The 19576-nt window shown below is 69.2% G+C and carries 9 protein-coding genes and 2 pseudogenes; 7 read left to right on the top strand and 4 right to left on the bottom strand.

What is annotated here, in order from left to right; translation table 11 throughout:
* Positions 1 to 36 precede the first annotated feature (36 nt).
* Positions 37 to 546 carry a response regulator gene (locus NYO99_RS10585; protein WP_268167147.1) on the bottom strand — a complete coding sequence of 170 codons (510 nt, stop codon included), beginning with the start codon at positions 544 to 546 and terminating at the stop codon, positions 37 to 39.
* 207 nt (positions 547 to 753) lie between these two features.
* Here NYO99_RS10585 and uvrA point away from each other — a divergent pair, with 207 nt between their 5' ends.
* The 3 genes from uvrA (at position 754) to NYO99_RS10600 (ending at position 9594) form a co-directional block, all read left to right on the top strand.
* Complete coding sequence (uvrA, locus tag NYO99_RS10590) at positions 754 to 6381, top strand: excinuclease ABC subunit UvrA (protein WP_268167148.1); 5628 nt, start codon at positions 754 to 756, stop codon at positions 6379 to 6381.
* 101 nt (positions 6382 to 6482) lie between these two features.
* The gene (locus NYO99_RS10595; protein ID WP_268167149.1) at positions 6483 to 6869 is read left to right on the top strand and encodes a hypothetical protein; all 387 of its coding nucleotides are present in this window, start codon (positions 6483 to 6485) and stop codon (positions 6867 to 6869) included.
* A gap of 82 nt (positions 6870 to 6951) precedes the next feature.
* A complete protein-coding gene (locus NYO99_RS10600) occupies positions 6952 to 9594 on the top strand; it encodes a S9 family peptidase (RefSeq protein WP_268167374.1) in 2643 nt (880 codons plus the stop codon).
* Positions 9595 to 9641: 47 nt separating this feature from the next.
* Here NYO99_RS10600 and NYO99_RS21370 read toward each other — a convergent pair.
* Positions 9642 to 9752, bottom strand: a pseudogene (locus NYO99_RS21370) (PEPxxWA-CTERM sorting domain-containing protein); the annotation flags it as partial.
* A gap of 30 nt (positions 9753 to 9782) precedes the next feature.
* Positions 9783 to 11171, bottom strand: a pseudogene (locus tag NYO99_RS10605) (choice-of-anchor I family protein); the annotation flags it as partial.
* A gap of 294 nt (positions 11172 to 11465) precedes the next feature.
* Between NYO99_RS10605 and NYO99_RS10610 the strand changes: the two are divergent.
* The 3 genes from NYO99_RS10610 (at position 11466) to NYO99_RS10620 (ending at position 16052) form a co-directional block, all read left to right on the top strand.
* Positions 11466 to 13022 carry a methyl-accepting chemotaxis protein gene (locus NYO99_RS10610; RefSeq protein ID WP_268167151.1) on the top strand — a complete coding sequence of 519 codons (1557 nt, stop codon included), beginning with the start codon at positions 11466 to 11468 and terminating at the stop codon, positions 13020 to 13022.
* A 38-nt stretch (positions 13023 to 13060) separates the two neighbouring features.
* A complete protein-coding gene (locus NYO99_RS10615; protein WP_268167152.1) occupies positions 13061 to 13645 on the top strand; it encodes a chalcone isomerase family protein in 585 nt (194 codons plus the stop codon).
* A gap of 82 nt (positions 13646 to 13727) precedes the next feature.
* Positions 13728 to 16052 (top strand): ATP-binding protein, encoded by a 2325-nt coding sequence (locus NYO99_RS10620; protein ID WP_268167153.1) that lies wholly within the window; start codon positions 13728 to 13730, stop codon positions 16050 to 16052.
* Positions 16053 to 16074: 22 nt separating this feature from the next.
* Here the strand turns inward: NYO99_RS10620 and NYO99_RS10625 are convergent, their stop codons facing one another.
* On the bottom strand, positions 16075 to 16959 hold the full coding sequence (locus NYO99_RS10625; protein WP_268167154.1) for a carbonic anhydrase: 885 nt from the start codon (positions 16957 to 16959) through the stop codon (positions 16075 to 16077).
* A 209-nt stretch (positions 16960 to 17168) separates the two neighbouring features.
* On the opposite strand from NYO99_RS10625, the gene NYO99_RS10630 reads away from it, so the two are divergent.
* Complete coding sequence (locus NYO99_RS10630) at positions 17169 to 19568, top strand: endo-1,4-beta-xylanase (RefSeq protein WP_268167155.1); 2400 nt, start codon at positions 17169 to 17171, stop codon at positions 19566 to 19568.
* The last annotated feature ends 8 nt before the right edge of the window (positions 19569 to 19576 follow it).

Genomic DNA, 19576 nt, shown 5'->3' on the forward strand with positions numbered 1-19576 from the left:
GCTGCGCGCGTTCGAGGGCGCGTGACCGGGGCGGGCTCAGTTCGCTTCAGGCAGCTTCAGCCAGCGCTGCAGGCGGGTGCGCAGCGCGACAAAGTCCAGCGGCTTGGTGAGGTGCTCGTCCATGCCGGCTTCCATGCTGGCGGCGACGTCGGCATCCAGCGCGTGGGCGGTCAGCGCGAGGATGGGAAAGGCGGGCAGCGTGCCCGCGCGCTGCTGCGCACGCAGGCGGCGGGCACATTCCAGGCCGTCCATGCCGGGCATCTGGATGTCCATCAGCACGAGGTCGGGGGCGGCTTGCTCGCAGGCGGCCAGGGCCTCGATGCCGTTCTTGGCCAGCCGTGACTGCACACCCATCAGCGCAAGGAACTCCAGCGCAACGACCTGGTTGATGTGGTTGTCTTCGACCAGCAGCACCTGAGCCAAGCGCGGCGCAGGCGCGTAGTCATCGCCGTCCGGCTGTGGCGCGCCGGTGTCAGCATCACCGGCTGCAGCGGCCAGCCAGCACGGTAGCGGGGGCACTTGGTTGAGTTGCCTAGCGTTGTCCATCCCATGTCCTTGATTTGCACTTTGTTCTTATGTCCCCCGGTAGGGGGTGGGCGATTGTTGCCGCAGGCGCTGCTGCGGTGCAACCACAGGTCTTGTCAATTTCACCCAGCCTTGGCCCCACACGTAGGCTGGCGGGCGCATGCGTGCTGACAGTTCTTGTCAGGGGCATCCCTACACTGCTGGCCTCCTACGTTTTGGCCCCCTCCCATGTCTGACGGTCTGATCCGCATCCGAGGCGCTCGGCAGCACAACCTCAAGAACCTCGACCTCGATCTGCGCACGGCCGAATTGACTGTCGTCACGGGGCCCAGCGGCTCGGGCAAGTCCAGCCTGGTGTTCGACACGCTGTATGCCGAAGGCCAGCGGCGCTATGTCGAAACCTTCTCGGCCTACGCCCGCCAGTTCCTGGATCGCATGGACCGCCCGGCGGTGGACAAGGTGGACGGCGTGCCGCCGGCCATCGCCATCGACCAGACCAACCCGGTGCGCACCAGCCGTTCCACGGTGGGCACCATGACGGAGCTCAACGACCACCTGAAGCTGCTGTACGCCCGCGCGGCAGAGCTTTTCGACCGCAAGACGGCGCTGCCCGTCCGGCATGACACGGCGCAAAGCATCTACGCGGAACTGATGGCGCGTGCCGAAGCGGCGCAAGACCCGCGGCTGGTGCTGACCTTCCCGGTGGAACTGCCGGCCAACACGACTGCGGCGCAGGTCGAGCAATGGCTGTCGGCCAGCGGGTTTACACGGGTGCAGGCCGAGCGCGATGCCGACGGCAACAAGGTGCTGGACGTGGTGGCCGATCGCTTCCGCATCCTGGGCGCCGACAAGCAGCGCGCGATGGAGGCCATCGAGCTGTCGCTCAAAAGAGGCTCAGGCCGCCTCAGCGTCTACGTGGGAGACGAAGGGACCACGCTGTGGCGCTTCTCCACCGGTCTGCACTGCCCGGAGAGCGACCTGCGCTACGCCGACCCGCAGCCGGCGCTGTTCTCGTTCAACTCCGCGTTCGGCGCCTGCGAGGCCTGCCGCGGTTTCGGCCGCGTCATCGGCGTGGACCTGGGCCTGGTGATTCCGGACGAGCGCAAGACCCTGCGCAACGGCGCCATCAAGCCCATGCAGACGCCGGCGTGGAAAGACTGCCAGGACGACCTGCTGAAGTACGCGGGCGAGGCCGGCATTCCGCGTGACACCGCCTGGAAGGACCTGAGCGCAGAGCACCGCCGCTGGGTGATCGACGGCACGCCGAACTGGAACGGCAACTGGAACAAGCAGTGGTACGGGGTCAAGCGCTTCTTCGACTACCTGGAGAGCAAGGCCTACAAGATGCACATCCGCGTGCTCTTGTCCAAGTACCGCAGCTACACCGAATGCCCGAGCTGCCGCGGCGCACGCCTCAAGACCGAGGCGCTGCAATGGCGCGTGGGCAGCAAGGCGCTGGCCGACGCGGCGCTGCCGGCCGCACAACGCTTCCTGCCCGTCGGCGTGGACTGGACGCGTGACCAGCTGGAGGCGCTGCCGGGCCTGAGCCTGCACGACCTGATGCAGTTGCCCATCCAGCGCCTGCGCGACTTCGTCGACGGCCTGCAGCTGCCCAGCACCATGCTGGACGAGGCGTTGAAGCTGCTGCTGGACGAGATCCGCCATCGCAGCCGCTACCTGTGCGACGTGGGCCTGGGCTACCTGACCCTGGACCGCCAGAGCCGCACGCTGTCGGGCGGCGAGGTGCAGCGCATCAACCTCACCACCGCTTTAGGTACCAGCCTGGTCAACACGCTGTTCGTGCTGGACGAGCCCAGCATCGGCCTGCACCCGCGTGACATGAACCGCATCGTGCAGGCCATGCAGCGGCTGCGCGACGCCGGCAACACGCTGGTGGTGGTGGAGCACGACCCGGCGGTGATGCTGGCGGCCGACCGGCTCATCGACATGGGCCCCGGCCCCGGCGAGCGCGGCGGGCAGATCGTGTTCGACGGCACGCCCGAATCCATCCGCGCGGCGGACACGCTGACCGGCGCCTATCTGGGCGCGCGCAAGCATGTGGGCATGGGCCTGAAGCGCCTGGTCGAAGACAACACGCCCAAGCTCATCCTGCAGCGCGTGCGCGAGCACAACCTGAAGGACGTGTCGGTCGAGTTCCCGCTGCAGCGCATGGTGGTGGTGACCGGCGTGTCGGGCTCCGGCAAGAGCACGCTGATGCAGGACGTGCTCTACCCCGCGCTGGCCCGCCAGTTCGGCAAGGCCACCGAGACGCCCGGCCAGCACGAGGCCTTGCTGGGCGCGGACTTCCTGGCCGACGCGGTGTTTGTGGACCAGTCGCCCATCGGCAAGACGGCGCGCTCCAACCCGGCCAGCTACGTCGGCGCGTTCGACGAGATCCGCAAGCTGTTCGCCGTGGCCCCGTTGGCCGTGGAGCGCAGCTACAGCGCCGGCATGTTCAGCTTCAACGCCGGCGATGGCCGCTGCCCCACCTGTGGCGGCTCGGGTTTCGAGCATGTGGAGATGCAGTTCCTCAGCGACGTCTACCTGCGCTGCCCGGACTGCGACGGCAAGCGCTTCCGCGCCGAGATGCTGGACGTGAAGCTGTCGCTGAAGGATCGCGACCTGAGCGTGTCCGACGTGCTGGAGCTGACGGTGGCCGAGGCCGTGCACCTGTTCAGCGAGCACCGCGCCGTGCTGCAGAAGCTGCAGCCCATCGTGGACGTGGGCCTGGAGTACGTGCGCCTGGGCCAGCCGGTGCCCACGCTGTCCGGCGGCGAGGCGCAGCGCCTGAAGCTCGCCGGCTTCCTGGCCGAGGCGGCGAGCAACCCGCGCTTCGGCGTCGCCAAGAAGGGCACGCTGTTCCTGTTTGACGAGCCCACCACCGGCCTGCACTTCGACGACATCGCCAAGCTGATGCGCGCGATGCGCAAGCTGCTCGCGTCCGGCCATTCGCTCATCCTCATCGAGCACAACCTGGATGTGATCCGCGCGGCCGACTGGCTGATCGACCTGGGGCCCGAGGGCGGCGATGCGGGCGGTGAGGTGGTCTGCGTTGGCACGCCCGAGGCCGTGGCCCAACACCCCACCTCCCACACCGCGGCCGCGCTGCGGGATTACGCGCTGCACATGGACCGCCCGGCGGTGGTGGTGGAAGAAGGCCGCCCGCTGCAGCAGCTGATCCAGGCACGCCGCCAGGCGGACGAAGCCATCAAGATCGTCAACGCCCGCGAGCACAACCTCAAGGGCGTGACCGTGGAGGTGCCGCGCGGCAAGTTCAACGTGGTGACGGGCGTGTCCGGCTCGGGCAAGAGCACGCTGGCTTTCGACATCCTGTTCAACGAAGGCCAGCGCCGCTACCTCGAATCGCTGAACGCCTACGCCCGCAGCATCGTGCAGCCGGCGGGCCGGCCCGAGGTGGACGCGGTGTGGGGCATTCCGCCCACGGTGGCCATCGAGCAGCGCCTGTCGCGCGGCGGCCGCAAGAGCACGGTCGCCACCACCACCGAGGTCTGGCACTTCTTGCGCCTGCTGTACGTGAAGCTGGGCGTGCAGCACTGCGTGCACGACGGCGCGCCGGTGCGCCCGCAGAGCGTGGAAAGCATTGCCGCGCAGCTGATGCGCGACTACCGCGGCCAGCATGTGGGCCTGCTGGCACCGTTGGTGGTCAACCGCAAGGGCGTGTACACCGACCTCGCCAAGTGGGCCAAGGGCCGCGGCCACACGCACCTGCGCGTCGACGGCGAATTCCTGCCGACCTCGCCTTGGCCGCGCCTGGACCGCTTCAAGGAGCACACGCTGGAACTGCCGGTGGGCGACCTGGTGATCAGCCCCGACAAGGAGCCCGAGCTGCGCGAGCTGCTCGCCAAGGCGCTGGACGCTGGCAAGGGCGTGCTGCACCTGCTGGCGCCGTTGGACGGCCTCAACCTGGAAGACGGCGGCACGGGGGCCGGCGTTGGCAGCGTCAAGGTGTTCTCCACCAAGCGCGCCTGCCCGGCCTGCGGCACCAGCTATCCCGAGCTGGACCCGCGCCTGTTCTCGTACAACTCCAAGCACGGCTGGTGCACCAGCTGCGTGGGCACGGGCCTGAGCCTGACGCGCGAGCAGCGCAAGGCGCTGGACGACAGCGTGCAGGCCGACGACAACCGTGGCCGCGAGCAGAGTTTCCCGGCCGAAGAGGCCGAGGTGGAGGGGCTGACCGATGCGCCGTGCCCGGACTGCCACGGCACGCGCCTGAACCCGACGGCGCGCTCGGTGGAGTTCGAGGACAAGGCCATCGGCGAGGTGGCCTCGTGGAGCGTGGGCCAGGCGCGCGCTTGGGTGCAGGGCCTGCACCTGGAAGGCCGCGACGCCGACATCGCGCGCGACGTGGTCAGCGAGATCCTGGGCCGGCTGGAGTTCCTGGAGGAAGTGGGCCTGGGCTACCTGACGCTGGACCGTGCCGCGCCCACGCTGTCGGGCGGCGAGGCGCAGCGCATTCGCCTGGCAGCGCAACTGGGCAGCAACCTGCAGGGCGTCTGCTACGTGCTGGACGAGCCGACCATCGGCCTGCACCCGCGCGACAACCAGATCCTGCTGAAAGCCTTGTCCACGCTGGGCGACAAGGGCAACACGCTGGTGGTGGTGGAGCACGACGAGGACACCATCCGCCGCGCCGACCACATCATCGACATCGGCCCGGGTGCTGGCAAACGCGGCGGCCGCGTCGTGGCGCAAGGCACGGCGGCCGAGCTGGCGCTGGTGGAGGACTCCACCACCGGCCGCATGCTGGCCCGCCCGCTCATCCACCCGCTGCAGGAGCGCCGCGCGATCGACCCGGCCGCGCCCAAGCTGACGGTGCTGAACGCCGCGCTGCACAACCTGCAGGGCGTGACGGTGGACGTGCCGCTGCACCGCTTGGTGGCGGTAACCGGGGTGTCGGGCTCCGGCAAGTCCACGCTGGCGCGCGACGTGCTGCTGGCCAACATGGCGGTGGCCGTGCCGCTGCGCAAGGCGCCCGCCAAGTGGCAGGGCTGCGACGGCATCGAAGGCCACGCCCAGGTCGACCGCGTGCTGGAGGTCGACCAGACCCCCATCGGCAAGACCCCGCGTTCCTGCCCGGCCACCTACATCGGCTTCTGGGACGCCATCCGCAAGCTGTTTGCGGAGACGTTGGAGAGCAAGGCGCGCGGCTACGCGCCGGGGCGCTTCAGCTTCAACACCGGCGAGGGCCGCTGCCCCGGCTGCGAGGGCCAGGGCATGAAGACCATCGAGATGAGCTTCCTGCCCGACGTGAAGGTGCCGTGCGACCAGTGCCACGGCCAGCGCTTCAACCCGGAGACGCTGGGTGTCAGCTGGCGCGGCAAGAGCATCGGCGACGTGCTGCAGATGGAGGTGGACGAGGCCGTCGAGTTCTTCGCCTCCATGCCGTCCATTGCCCACCCGCTGCAGCTGCTGAAGGACGTGGGCCTGGGCTACCTGACGCTGGGCCAGCCGTCGCCGACGTTGTCGGGCGGTGAGGCGCAGCGCATCAAGCTGGTGAGTGAACTGGTCAAGGTGCGAGACGACGTCACGCGCCGCGGCCAGAAGGCGCCGCACACGCTGTACGTGCTGGACGAGCCCACGGTGGGCCTGCACATGGCCGATGTCGAAAAGCTCATCCGCGTGCTGCACCGGCTGGTGGCGGGCGGGCATTCGGTCGTGGTCATTGAACACGACCTGGACGTCATCGCCGAGGCCGACTGGGTGCTGGACCTGGGGCCGGAAGGCGGCACGGCGGGCGGCCGCATCGTGGTGGAAGGCACGCCGGAGCAGGTGGTGGCCAGCGGCAGCCACACGGGCGTGGCGCTGGCGCCGGTGCTGGCGCGCGTGGCGGGCTGAGGACGCTTCGGCTTTTCCGAAGCGGCGCTGCGAGCCCTGCTGCTGTCCCGGCCTGCCCGGCCCGCGCACACTGCGGCCTCTGTCATACGAAAGGGTTGGCCATGATCTTGCTGGGATGGGCGCTGGTGTTGCTGTTGCTGGCGCTGTGGAGCGGGCTGGTGTGGGCGGGCACGGCCCTGCTGGCCGTGGTGCTGGACAAGGCCGGCGCGATGGGCGCGGGCGACTGGAGCCTGCCGGAGCCGGTGGCCGCCTGGCTGCCGCCCTGGGCCGCCGAATGGCTGGCCGGCACGCTGGAGAACCTGACGCCGCAGCTGCAGTGGCTGGCGGGCCTGCTGCCGTCGCTGTCGGGCGGTGCGGTCTGGGTGGGCTGGCTGGTGTGGGGCCTGGGGGCGCTCGCGCTGCTGGCCGCCGGGCTGGCCGTGCATGTGGGCGTGGCGCTGTGGCGCAAGTCGGTCGCGTCGACGCGGCCGAGCCTGGTGACGCCGTGACCAACGGCGGGGCGGCGGTGCTTTCCTAGAATTCGCCGCCCCTCACCCCAGGGGGCACATTGAGGAGACCCCCTTGAAGCTCGTGACCTTCGCTGCCATCGGCAGCCTGGCCCTGGTGCTGGCCGTGTCGGCCGCCGGCCCGCTGCAGGCGCAGACCGCGCCCGCCGCCACCCCCACGCTGGAGCAGATCTTCCGCGCCCAGCCCTACCGAAACGATCCCGCCAAGGACGCCGCCTTCAGCCGCAGCGGCCGCTACCTGGCCTGGCTGTGGAGCCCCTTCGGCGAGCCCGGCAGCGACCTCTGGGTGCACGACACCCGCACGGGCAAGACCACGCGCATCACGTCACCCGCTGTCATGGCGGCTTTCGATGCGCCGGAAGACCTGGCCCGCTTCGACAAGAAGCTGCAGCAGCGCAACACCGAATACGCCGAGCGCCAGGCGCGCGAAGTGGCGCAGCAGGCCTACCTGCGCGGCGAGCCGGTGGACCTGTCGCAGTGGGAAACCGCGGCGCTGGCCGTCGTGAAGCAGGAGCTGGCCGACAAAAAGGCCAAGGAGGACGCGCAGAAGGCTGCCGAGAAGGCCGAGGCTGACGCCGAGAAGCATGCCGCCGCCGTGCTGGCCGCGCAGCGTGCGGGCAAGCCCATCCCGGCGGCGCCCGCCGCGTCTGCCGCCGACAAGAAGGCTGAGGACAAGCCCCGCGAGCTGTGGGAGCTGCGTGATGAGCTGAAGAAGAAGCAGGCCCGCGACAAACTCAAGCCCACCGACCTCTACCCCGGTGCGGCGCAGTTCGCGTGGGCGCGCAAGGCCGACGAGCTGGTGTTCCAGTACCGCGGCGGGCTGTACCGCTGGAAGGCCGGCGATGCCGCGCCGGTGCAGGTGGTGGCCACGCAGCGCGACCTGCGCCTGGTGGGCTACACGGCCGATGACACGGCGGTGCTGTTTGCCGACGAGACCCGCGTGCTGCGGGCCGGGCTGCGGCAGCCGGGCGTGCAGGTGGTCAACCGCGAGCTCATCCATCCGGATGACGAGCAGAAGAAATACAAGATCGCCGAGACCGTGGTCAGCGAGGACGGCCGCTGGATGTCGCTGGTGGCGCGTGCGCCGGCCCGCGGTGCCGATGACAAGGCCCCGACGCCCGCCGGCCGGCAGGTGGAGATCATGAGCTACGGCGAGCGCTGGGCCACGGCCAAGAAGGTGCCGCGCGAGGTGTCGGACGACAAGCGCAGCGTGCCGCCCATGGCGCTGTACATCCGCCAGGTGCCCGCCGTCGGCGAGGCGCCGCGCCAGCAGCCGGCGCCGGTGTTCACGAACAACGGCGGCGATGTGTGGTTCGAGATGAGCGACGTGGCCTGGGCCCGCGACGGCAGCCGCTACGCGTTCACGACCTGGGAGCGCGAGAAGGAACTGCTGCGCGTCTACATCGGCAGCGCCAGCGAGAGCGCCAAGCCGACGCTGGTGCTCGAGCGGCGCGGTGATGTGGGCCACGAGGTGGTCAACGTCATCAAGCCGCGCTTCACGCCGGACGGCAAGACGCTGGTGCTCGTGCTGGACGAGGCCGGCTGGCGCCAGCCCTACGCCATCGACGTGGCCACACAGGCGCTGCGGCCGCTGGTGAAGGGCGCGTTCGAGGCGCACCAAATCGCCGGCTTCACGGCCGACAGCAAGGCGCTGTTCGTGCTGGCCAATCAGGGCGACACGGCGGCCATGAACCTGCTGCGCGTGGACATGGCCAGCGGTGCCACGCTGGCGCTGGGCGCGGCCGGCGAGTTCCACCGCGCGGCGGCGGCGTCCGAGGACGGCCGCTGGGTGGCTGCCAACGCCGGCAACTGGGCGCAGCGCCCCGAGCTCAAGCTGCTGGCCACCGACGGCAAGGCCGCTGCGCGCACGCTGACCGACAGCACCGACAAGGCCTGGAACGACCTGAAGCTGCTGCAGCCCGAGCGCTTGGCCTACACCAACCGTCACGGTGACCGCATCGAGGCCTATATGTTCAAGCCCGCCGGCTGGCAGGCCACGGACAAGCGGCCTGCCGTCGTCTACGTCTACGGCGGCCCGCTGAACGACCGCCACATCGTCGAGGTGGACAGCTTCCAGAACACGGCCTACCTGTTCGGCCAGTACATGGCGGCGAAGCATGGGTTCGTGACCATCGCGGTGGACCCGCGCGGCCACAGCAACTACGGGCGCAAGTTCTCCGGCGCCAACTGGGAGCGCCCCGGCGAGCCGCAGAGCGAGGACCTGGAAGACCTCGTCAAGCAGCTACCCGGCTACGGCGTGGACGCAGCCCGCGTGGGCCTGAACGGCTGGAGCTTCGGCGGCTTCCAGACCCAGTACACGATGTTCACCCGCCCCGACCTGTTCGCCGCCGGCATTGCCGGTGCCGGCCCGACGGAATGGGAGAACTACAACAGCTGGTACAGCGGCCGCACCATCGGCAAGGTCGACCGGACCAAGCCCGTGCTGCGCAAGCATTCGCTGCTGCCGCTGGCCAAGGGCCTGCGCAAGCCGCTGCTGCTGGTGCACGGCATGCAGGACCCCAACGTGCTGTACCAGGACACGGTCAACGTCTACCGCGAGCTGCTGGACGCCGGCAAGGACGCGCTCGTGGAGCTCTACCTCGACCCCGACGGCGCGCACGCCATGGGCGGCGTCGTCAAGCCGGCCGGCTGGCACCGCAAGTACGAGGCCTTCTGGTTGAGAACGCTGGGGCGCACCGCGCCGTGAGCATGAAAAAGGGCGCCCGAAGGCGCCCTTTTTTGGTGTCAGGCTGCTCACGCGTTGCGGCGGCGCGCCACGGCGCCGATGAGGCCCAGGCCGCCCAGCAGCAGCGCATAGGTGCTGGGCTCGGGCACCGGCGCCAGTGCGAACAGCGCGGTGCCGGCATTCAAGCCGTCAGCGCCTTCGGCCGACACGGCCAGGTAGTGCATGCCGTCCATCGTGAAGGCGGTCAGGCCTTCGGGGGCGATGGCACCGTTCATGGTCAGCAGGCGCACGAAGCTGGTCTTGCTGGGGTCGTTGACGTCAATGTCGAACACCGCGACGGTGCCGGTCGTCGTGCGCTCCAGGCCGATGAAGGCGAAGGTCTTGCCGCCGATCTCCAGCAGCGACACGCCCTCGGGCTCCACGCCCTTGTCGCGGCTGCGGCCATCGTTGTAGAGGCCGGCCAGGTTGGCCTGCACGTCCAGGATGTTGCCGCTGTCGTAGACGAGGTTGCCGTCGGCATCGCGGATGGAGAAGGAGCGGGCGCCGGCGGCGTAGAGGTCGCCAGCCGACGAGTCCGTGGCGGAGACGCGCAGCGGATCGAGCACGCCCGTGGCGCCCAGCGATTTGCCGGTGACGCGGTCCTTGTCGTCCTCGCGGAAGTCGCCCTCGTTGGCCATCACGACATAGGTCTTGCTGCCGGACTGGAAGCTCGCCATGCCGTCGGGCATGTACAGGCCCTTGGCGGCGACGGTCTGGAAGCTGACCGTGCCGTTGTTGCTGGTGTCGATGGCATTGGCGGCCTGCGAGAAGTCCTTGGCGCCCAGGCCCACGACCTTGGTGAACTGGCCGCTTTGCAGGTCCAGCACGCCCATGGCGTTGGCTTCCTGCAGGCTGACGTAGGCCTGCGTGCCAGCCTTGTTGACGGTGATGTACTCGGGCTCGAAGTCCATGCCCGTGCCGGTGCGGATGTGGCTGCCGGTTTGGGCCACGCCGGCCAGCGTCGCGGTGGCCGTGACCGTGCGGCTGGCGACGTCGATGATGCTGACGCTGCCGACCGGATCATTGGCGCTGCTGCCGAACACCTGCGGCACGCTGGTGCCGATGCGGGCGCCATAGGTGCTGGGCGTGCCTTCGTTGGCCACCAGCAGGCGGCTGCCATCCGGCGTGAAGGTCAGCATGTCGGGCAGGGCGCCGACGGTGATGTTGTTGGTGCCGGCGAGCAGGCTGCGGCTGGTGGTGTCGTACAGCTGCACGAGGCCCGGCTGGGTGCGGTCGCTGGCCTCGATGGCGAAGGCGGCCACGCCGTTCTTGATGGCCACGCTGTTGATGGAACCCCAGGCGCGGGTGTCGATGAAGCTCAGCGACGCGCCGGTGCGGGCGTCCAGCACGTTGACACCGCTGACGCCGGAGACCCACAGCGTTTTGGTCGTGGCGTCAAAGGCGACGATCTCGGACAGGAAACCTGCGGGCGTGCCGGCATGGGTGACGCCCCACAGTTGCTGGGCGTTGTCGAGCAGGCTGGCCGCCCCGGCGGTGCTGGCGCCCAGCGAGAAGGCGAGGGCGGCACTCAGGGCGTGGAACAGGCGGGTGGGCTTCATGGCGAGGGTGCGGACAGAGGTGGGCGAAACCGCGCATGCTCTGGCGGCGGTGTGACGATCTCGTGACGCGCGATGCGCACCCCCCGGAATCAGCGGGCGCGCACGGCTGTGGAATAGCACCGCATGTGCGAGGGTTTTGCCGCACAAATCACGGCGGCGTCGCGCGGATGCACCGCTCAGAATGTGCGGGCGCAAGCATTTCTGATGAAATTTCCAACCGTTTGCAGCGGTCGGCTTGAGGCCTGTGGATCTCGCTGCAGTTGGCCGCCCTTTCTTTCACCTGAGGCAGGTTCCATGAACTTCTTGTCCAACATGCGCATCGGGCAGCGGCTGATGGCGGGCTTTGCCGTCGTCATTGCCTGCCTGGTCGCCATGGCTGTGCTGGGCTATGTCGGCATTCAGTCGCTCAATGGCGAGATCACGCAGCTCGTCGGCAAGGATTACAAGACGGTGGCCCTGGCCAACCGCGCCAAGGCCGAGGTGGGGGATGCGTCGCGCAGCATGATGACGACGCTCATCATGACGGGCGAGGAGCAGATCAAGAAGGAGTTGGACAACGTCGCTACGTTGATGGCTTCGCACGAGAAGACCATGGCCGAGCTGGAGCCGCTGCTGACCGACGAAGCCGGCATCGAGGCGATGAAGGCCGTCAGGGAGGCGCGGGCAAAGTTCCTGCCGGCCCAGGTGGCGTTCGTGAAGACGGTGGCTTCGGGCGATACCGAGGGCGCGCCGCTGAAGTACCAGTTCTCGGTGCGCGCGGCCCAGGCCCGCTACATCGCGTCGCTGGACAAGCTGGTGGAGCTGCGCAATGCCGCGATGGATGAGGCCGGGCTGCAGTCCAACCGCGTGGCCGACAAGACCAAGCTGTTGCTGGCGGCGCTGGCGGTGGCCGCCGTGGCGGCGAGCGTGCTGACCGGCGTGCTGATCACGCGCGGCATCGTGGTGCCGCTGCGCGGTGCCGTGAGCCTGGCCCGCAAGGTGGCCTCAGGCAACCTGACCAGCCAGATCGAGGTGCGCGGCCGCGATGAGACGGGCGAGTTGCTGGCGGCGTTGTCGGAGATGAACGAGAGCCTCAAGGGCATCGTCGGCCGCGTGCGTGAGGGGACGGAGTCCATCGCCTCGGCGTCCAGCGAGATTGCCAGCGGCAACCTGGACCTGTCGGTGCGCACCGAGGCGCAGGCCGCATCGCTGGAGCAGACGCTGTCGGCCATGAAGACGCTGACCGACGCAGTGCAGCAAAACGCGCAGAACGCGCAGCAGGCCAACCAGCTGGCACAGGCAGCGTCCACCGTGGCGGCCGAGGGCGGCTCGGTGGTTGATCAGGTGGTCACCACCATGGGCAGCATCGATGCGTCCAGCAAGAAGATCGTGGACATCATCAGCGTCATCGATGGCATTGCGTTCCAGACCAACATCCTGGCGCTGAATGCTGCGGTGGAAGCCGCCCGCGCCGGTGAGCAGGGGCGCGGTTTTGCGGTGGTGGCCGGCGAAGTGCGCTCGCTGGCCGGCCGCAGCGCCGAGGCCGCCAAGGAGATCAAGCGCCTCATCGGCGACTCGGTCGAGAAGGTGGCGCTGGGCAGCGAGCTCGTGGCCAAGGCCGGCACCACCATGCAGGGCGTGGTGGCCAGCGTGCAACGCATGACCGACATCATGGGCGAGATCACGCACGCCAGCGCTGAGCAGAGCACTGGCATCGAGCGGGTCACGCATACCATCCACGACATGGACAAGAGCACCCAGCAGAACGCCGCTCTGGTGGAGCAGGCCGCTGCTGCCGCCGATTCGTTGCGTGCTCAGGCCCAAGGCCTCGAAGAAGTGGTCAGCCTGTTCCAGCTTGAGGCCTCGCGCTGAGCGAGCCCCTACCCCATTACTCGACCAAGGAGACAGCGATGAAGATGCATGCCAAGCGGTGGATTGCCGGCCTGGGACTGGTGATCGGCGCAGCCGGTGCGGCGCAGGCGCTTGAGGTGGGCGGCCTGAAGTTCGACGACACCGTCAAGGTGGGAGGCAAGGAGCTCAAGGTCAATGGCGCCGGCGTGCGCACGCGCATCGTCGTCAAGGTGTATGCGCTGGTGCTGTACCTGCCGGAGAAGAAGGACACGCCGGCCGAGGTGCTGGCCAGCGAGGGGCCGCGCCGTTTCACGCTGGGCCTGTTGCGCGAAGTGACCGGTGATGAGTTGGGGCAGGCCTTCTTGGCTGGCATCACCGCCAACACCGACAAGGCCGAGCGCTCCAAGTTCGTCAACCAGCTCGCTCAGTTCGGCGATGCCTTCGTCAGCATTTCGACGGGCAAGAAGGGCGACCTGATCTCCGTGGATTGGGTGCCGGGCACCGGCACCGTCATGTCCTACAACGGCAAGCCCATCGGTGAGCCCATGAAGGACATCGCTTTCTACAACGCGGTGCTGAAGATCTGGCTGGGCGACAAGCCGGTGGACAGCTCGCTCAAGCCCCAGTTGCTGGGCAAGGGCTGATCCGCCCATGCGACCGGCTGCTGCGCCGCGCGTCGGCGCGGCATGTTCCTCCCAACCCGCTTGTGCGTCTGCCTGACTCATCTTGACCCGCAAGCCCTATTCCTCGCTGTTTGCCGTGCTGGCGCTGGGCGCCAGCATCGGCCTGCTGCTGCCTGCGCTCATCGTGGGCGGCTTGTTCATCGGGCTGCGGGAGTCGCAGGTCTCCGAGCAGGCGCTGCAGCGCGAAGTCGACGCCAAACTGGACGTGCTGGCGTCAAGCCTGCCCGAGCTGCTGTGGAACCTGGACGCCGTGGCTGCGCGCGAGGTGGTGTCGGCCATCGTCAAGTCGCCCGAGGTGGTGCGCGTCAGCATCAGCGATGCCTCGCAGGGGGTGCCGTTCATTGAGAGCGAGCTGCCCGAGCGGCGCCGCGGCCAGACGCTGACCGGCGAGCGCGACGTGATGCGCGGCGCCACACGCATCGGCAGCATCCAGATCGAGATCGACGACCACCTCAGCCGCGCCGCGCTGCAGCGCCAGCGCCTGCTGTACGGCGCGACCGTGGGCGGGCAGTTGCTGGTGTCGTTGGCGCTGGTGCTGTGGTTGCTGAACTCGCGGCTGTTCCGGCCGCTGCGTGAGCTGGGCGGCTTTGCCAACGACCTGGCGCAGGGGCGCTTCAATGCCAAGTTGCAGCTGGCGCGGCATGACGAGATCGGCCAGCTGGGCGGCCATCTGGAGCACATGCGGGCGGCGCTGCAGCGCCAGTTCGAGGAGCAGCTGGCGCTGATCGAGCGCCTGCGCGGCATGGCCGAGACGGTGCCCGGTGTGGTTTTCCAGCTGCGGTTGGCGGCCGGTGGCGAGTTCTCCTTCGCCTACGTCAGCGAGGCCGTGCGCGAGTACTTCCCGGTGGGCAGCGCCGAGCTCGGCCGCAGCGCCTCGCCGTGGTTCGACTGCATCCATGCCGACGACCGTGCCCAGGTGCGCGAAGGGCTGCTGGCGTCGGGGCGGTCGCTGAGCCCCTGGCAGCAGGAGTTCCGCACGCCCCAGCCTGACGGTGGCGAGCGCTGGATCTACGGCAACGCCATTCCGCGCCGCGAGGCCGATGGTGGGGTGCTGTGGCATGGCTTTCTGACCGACATCTCGCGCGAGCGCCGCGACGCGCTGGAGCTGGAGCGTTACCGCCATCACCTGGAAGAGCTGGTGGAGGCCCGCACGGCCGAACTGGCCGAGGTGACGGAGGCCGCCCAGTCTGCCAGCCGTGCCAAGAGCGCCTTCCTGGCCAACATGAGCCATGAGATCCGCACACCCATGAACGCCATCATCGGCCTGACCTACCTCGCGCAGAGCGATGCGGTCGAGCCCGCGCAGCAGACGCGGCTGCAGAAGGTGGCCAACGCCGCCGAGCACCTGCTGAGCGTCATCAACAACGTGCTCGACTTCTCCAAGATCGAGGCCGGCAAGTTGCTGCTGGAGCGCCGCCCGTTCACGGTCGACCAGGTGCTGGACAACATCGTCAACATGACGGCCCAGTCCGCCGCAGCCAAGCGCTTGCGCGTGGAGACCGACATCGCGCCCGAGCTCAGCGGCCGCACGCTGCTGGGCGACCCGCAGCGCATCGCCGAGGTGCTGCTCAACTTTGCCGGCAATGCCGTCAAGTTCACCGAGAGCGGCTTCGTGCGCCTGGCTGTGCGCCTGGAAGGGCCGACCGATGGGCTGTCGCTGCCGCTGCGCTTTGAGGTGCAGGACAGCGGCATCGGCATCTCGGCCGAGGCCCAGACGCGCCTGTTCCGCGACTTCGAGCAGGCCGACAGCTCCACCACGCGCCGCTATGGCGGCACCGGCCTGGGCCTGGCCATCTGCCGCCGGCTGGCGGAGTTGATGGATGGCCGCGTGGGTGTGGACAGCGAGCTGGGGCAGGGCAGCCGGTTCTGGTTTGCGTTGACCCTGCCGGCCCTGGGGCCCGCGTTGCCGGCGCCGGTCGCCGCGCCGCGGCCGCACTCGGCGCGCGAGCGTCTGGCGGAGCTGGCGCGCAGCCGGCCGCTGCGCATCCTGCTGGCCGAGGACAACGCGGTGAACCAGGAGGTGGCCGTGGCGCTGATCGGCAGCGCCGGCCTGCCGGTGGATGTGGCCGCCGATGGCCGCCAGGCCGTCGACATGGTGAGCAGTGGCAACTACGCGCTGGTGCTGATGGATGTGCAGATGCCGGTCATGGACGGCCTGGACGCGACGCGCGCCATCCGCCGGCTGCCGCAGGGCGCCGAGCTGCCCATCCTGGCGATGACGGCCAACGCCTTCGACGAGGAACGCCAGCGCTGCCTGGAGGCGGGCATGGACGACCACGTGGCCAAGCCCGTCGTCGCTGAACAGCTGTTCGCGACGCTGCACGACTGGCTGTCCGGCGCGCGCCGCACGGGCCGCGGGTCGGCCTAGTTCACGACGCCGCGCCGGCGCCTCACTGCGATTGCTTGATCAGCCGGCCTGAACCGGCTTGCAGCGGCCGCGCGTTCATCGGGTACAGCCGCGCAAACACGCCGATCTGCTGCTGCGTCACGGACACCGGCTGGCGCATCACCATCCACAGCACGCCTTCGCTGCAGGGTGGCGTGGTCAGCGAGCCCATGTAGGTGTAGTAGCTGCGCTGTTCGGGCAGCAACTGGTTCAGGTCGATCTGCACCTGCGCCTGCAGCGCCTCGTGTTTCTCCAGCGGCAGGTTGGCCCATACCGACTGCAGCACGGGCTGCGGCTTGTCGTCGGCGCCGCGCTCCAGCAGCACCGCCACCACGGCCAGCCGTCCTTGGGCATCGCGGTGGACCAGGTGGGCCACCATGTCGAACTGCTTGCCGCTGATGCGCTCTTCGGCCGGGCGGTGGAAGTGGAACTGCACCAGCTCATAGCGCCGCCCCATCACCGTGAGGCCGTTGCCGGCGGCCACGTTGACCTGCACCGTGTGGCCGTTGTCCAGCACCGAGAAGCCGCTGGGCCGGTAGTCGAAGGCGATGGGCTCCAGGTCCACGGCGATGCCGTCGCGGATGTCGATGGGGCTTTGCCGCGTGCCGACGGCGCAGAGCTTGTTGTCCGGCGACAGCTCGGCCCAGCGGTCGGGGCCGACCTCGCCGGTGTAGCCCCAGTGCGCATGGGCGGCCGCCGCATGCGGCGCCACCTTGGCGGGCGTGCGCGCTGCCGGGCGAGCGGGCTTGGCGGTGGTTGTGCCCTCCGGCTTGGTGGCCAGGCGTTCGGCCAGCCGCTGGCGCAGCACGTCCACGGGTTCCTTGGCGTCTTGCTGTGCCTGGGCGGCCAGGGCGAGCAGGCACGCCGCGACGGTCAGCGGCTTCTTCATGTTCATCCTCCAGATTTCGGCCACGAGGGCGGCAGCTTGAGTGAGTTGGGTTGTGTAGCGCTATCAATCAAGGGCAATGTCTGTGGAGAACATCCGCGTAAACCATGCTTCACGCCGACGCAGTCTCTTCAATACATTGAAATGGTTGCGCTAACAATGCGCAAACAACAAGCTGCCGGTTCGGCAGACGTACAACCAAGGACGGAGACATGCGGAGCTGGAACACATCATGGCGGGCGCTGGGCGCGCTGCTGTTGGGCTTGTGCGGGGCGTCGGCCGGCGCCCAGGTTGTGCAGGCCACCTGGGAAGATGGCACGACACAGGGCTGGACGCCGTTTGGCAATGTCACGCTGACCAACAGCGCCGCCGCCGCCCGCTCGGGCAGCCGCAGCCTGCTGACCACCGGTCGCACGGCCACCTTCAACGGCCCGGCCCTGAACCTCACGGGCAAGCTGGTGCCCGACGCCACCTACCAGATCAGTGCCTGGGTGCGTCTGCCCGCCGGCACGCCGGCCACACAGGTGCGCTTGTCCATGCAGCGCACCGCAGGCGGCTCGACAAGCTACGACAGCGTGGCCACCAGTGCCGCCGCCGGGGTGACCGATGGCGGCTGGACGCAGATCACCGGCCTGTACGCCTTCGCCGAGCCCGCGCCCAGCAGCCTGGTGCTGTATGTGGAGTCCGCCAGCGCGACGGCGCCGTATCACCTGGACGATGTGACGGTGTCGCTGGTGTCCGGCCCGCCGGGCCTGCCGCCCAACACCAGTGGCTTGTCGAGCAACTTCGAGGCCGGCACGCAGGGCTGGTTCGGCCGTGGCGCGACCGTGGCCACCACGACCGAGAGCGCCCATGGCGGCAGCCAGGCCCTGCTGGCCACCGGCCGCGCCGGCAGCTGGGCCGGCCCGGCCTATGACGTCACGTCGGTGATGTTCAACGGCTCGACCTACCGCATCAGCGCCTGGGTCAAGCTGCCGGCCAGCGCCGGCAGCGCGACGGCTCAGGCCCGCATCAGCCTGCAGCGGGACGCCGGCAGCCTCACGACCTATCACACCGTCGTCAACAGCACGACGGTGGGCTCGGGCGCGTGGGTGCGCTTGCAGGGCACCTACCCGGTGGCGCTGGCCAACACCCGGCTGACGCTCTACGCGGAGACCGGCGACACGCAGCCGCTGCTGCTGGACGATGTGCAGATCAGCTATGTGGCGCCGCCCAGCATCGAGCCCGGCCTGCCGTCGCTGGCGCAGAGCCAGGCCGCCTGGTTCCCGGTGGGCACCATCGGCTACACCGGCGGGCTGTCGGGCGTGCAGGGAGACCTCGTCACCAAGCACTTCAACAGCCTGGTGGCCGAGAACGAGATGAAGTGGAGCGCGCTGCAGGCCCAGCCCGGCGTGTTCACGTGGGCCAATGCGGACGCGCAGGTCGCCTTCGCCAAGGCGCGTGGCATGAAGCTGCGCGGCCACACGCTGGTGTGGCATGAGCAGGTGCCGGCCTGGGTGTTCCAGGACGCCAGCGGCCAGCCGCTGACGCCGTCCCCGGCCGCCAAGGCGCTGGTGCTGCAGCGCGAGGTGGAGCACATCACGGCCGTGCTCAACCACTTTGCGCCGCACGTCGGCAGCTTCTACGCCTGGGACGTGGCCAATGAGGTCATCGACCCCGCCCAGCCCGACTGCATGCGGCGCAGCAACTGGTATCTGCTGACCGGCACGGACTTCATCGACACCGCCTTCCGCACCGCCCGCGCGCTGCTGCCGGCCCATGTCAAGCTCTACTACAACGACTACAGCACCACCGATGTGCCCAAGCTCGCCTGCCTGCACAAGCTGGTGGCGGGCATGAAGGCGCGCGGCGTGCCCATCGACGGGATCGGCCACCAGATGCACATCTCGCTGGGCTATCCCACGCCGGTGGTGGTGGGCCACATGGTGCGCTCGCTGGCGTCGGCCTTCCCCGGCATCTCGCAGCAGGTGACCGAGATGGACATCAAGATCAGCGACAACGGGCCGTTCTACGCCACCTACGAGGACATCCCGCCCGCCGTGCATGCCCAGCTGGGCTACGCCTGGCGCAACTACTTCAACACCTTCCGCCAGTTGGGCGGGCTGATCGACTCGGTCACCATCTGGGGCCAGGCCGACAACCACACCTGGCTGAGCAGTGGTTCGCGCGCCGAGGCGCCGCTGCTGTTTGACACGGCCCTCAAGGCCAAGCCGGCCTACTGGGGCATCGTCGACCCGTCGCGCCTGCCCGGCGCCGCCCTGAGCGGCAGCATCACGGCCAAGGCGGGTACGCAGAACGCGCGGGTGTGGACGCTGGCCTTCAGCAACGCGGGGCCTGGCACGGCCCACGGCGTGCGGCTGGCCGGCCTGTCGCTGCGCCAGACCGGCGGCGCAGCCTGTGCGCCGGTCGTGCGCACCGCCTTCCCCGTGCCGCTGGGCGACATCGCGGCCGGCGCCTCGGTCAGCACCGGCGTCAGCATCGACTTCACCGGCTGCCCCGCGCTGGCCACCTTCGCGGTCGACGCCCCCTTCCACGCGGCCAACGGCTGGCATGGCGACCCCGCCAAGGGCTCGCCCGCGCTGACCATCAGCCGCACCAACCAATTCCGCTGATCCCCTTC

The organism is Roseateles hydrophilus (assembly GCF_026712245.1).
GTDB lineage: Bacteria > Pseudomonadota > Gammaproteobacteria > Burkholderiales > Burkholderiaceae_C > Pelomonas > Pelomonas hydrophilus.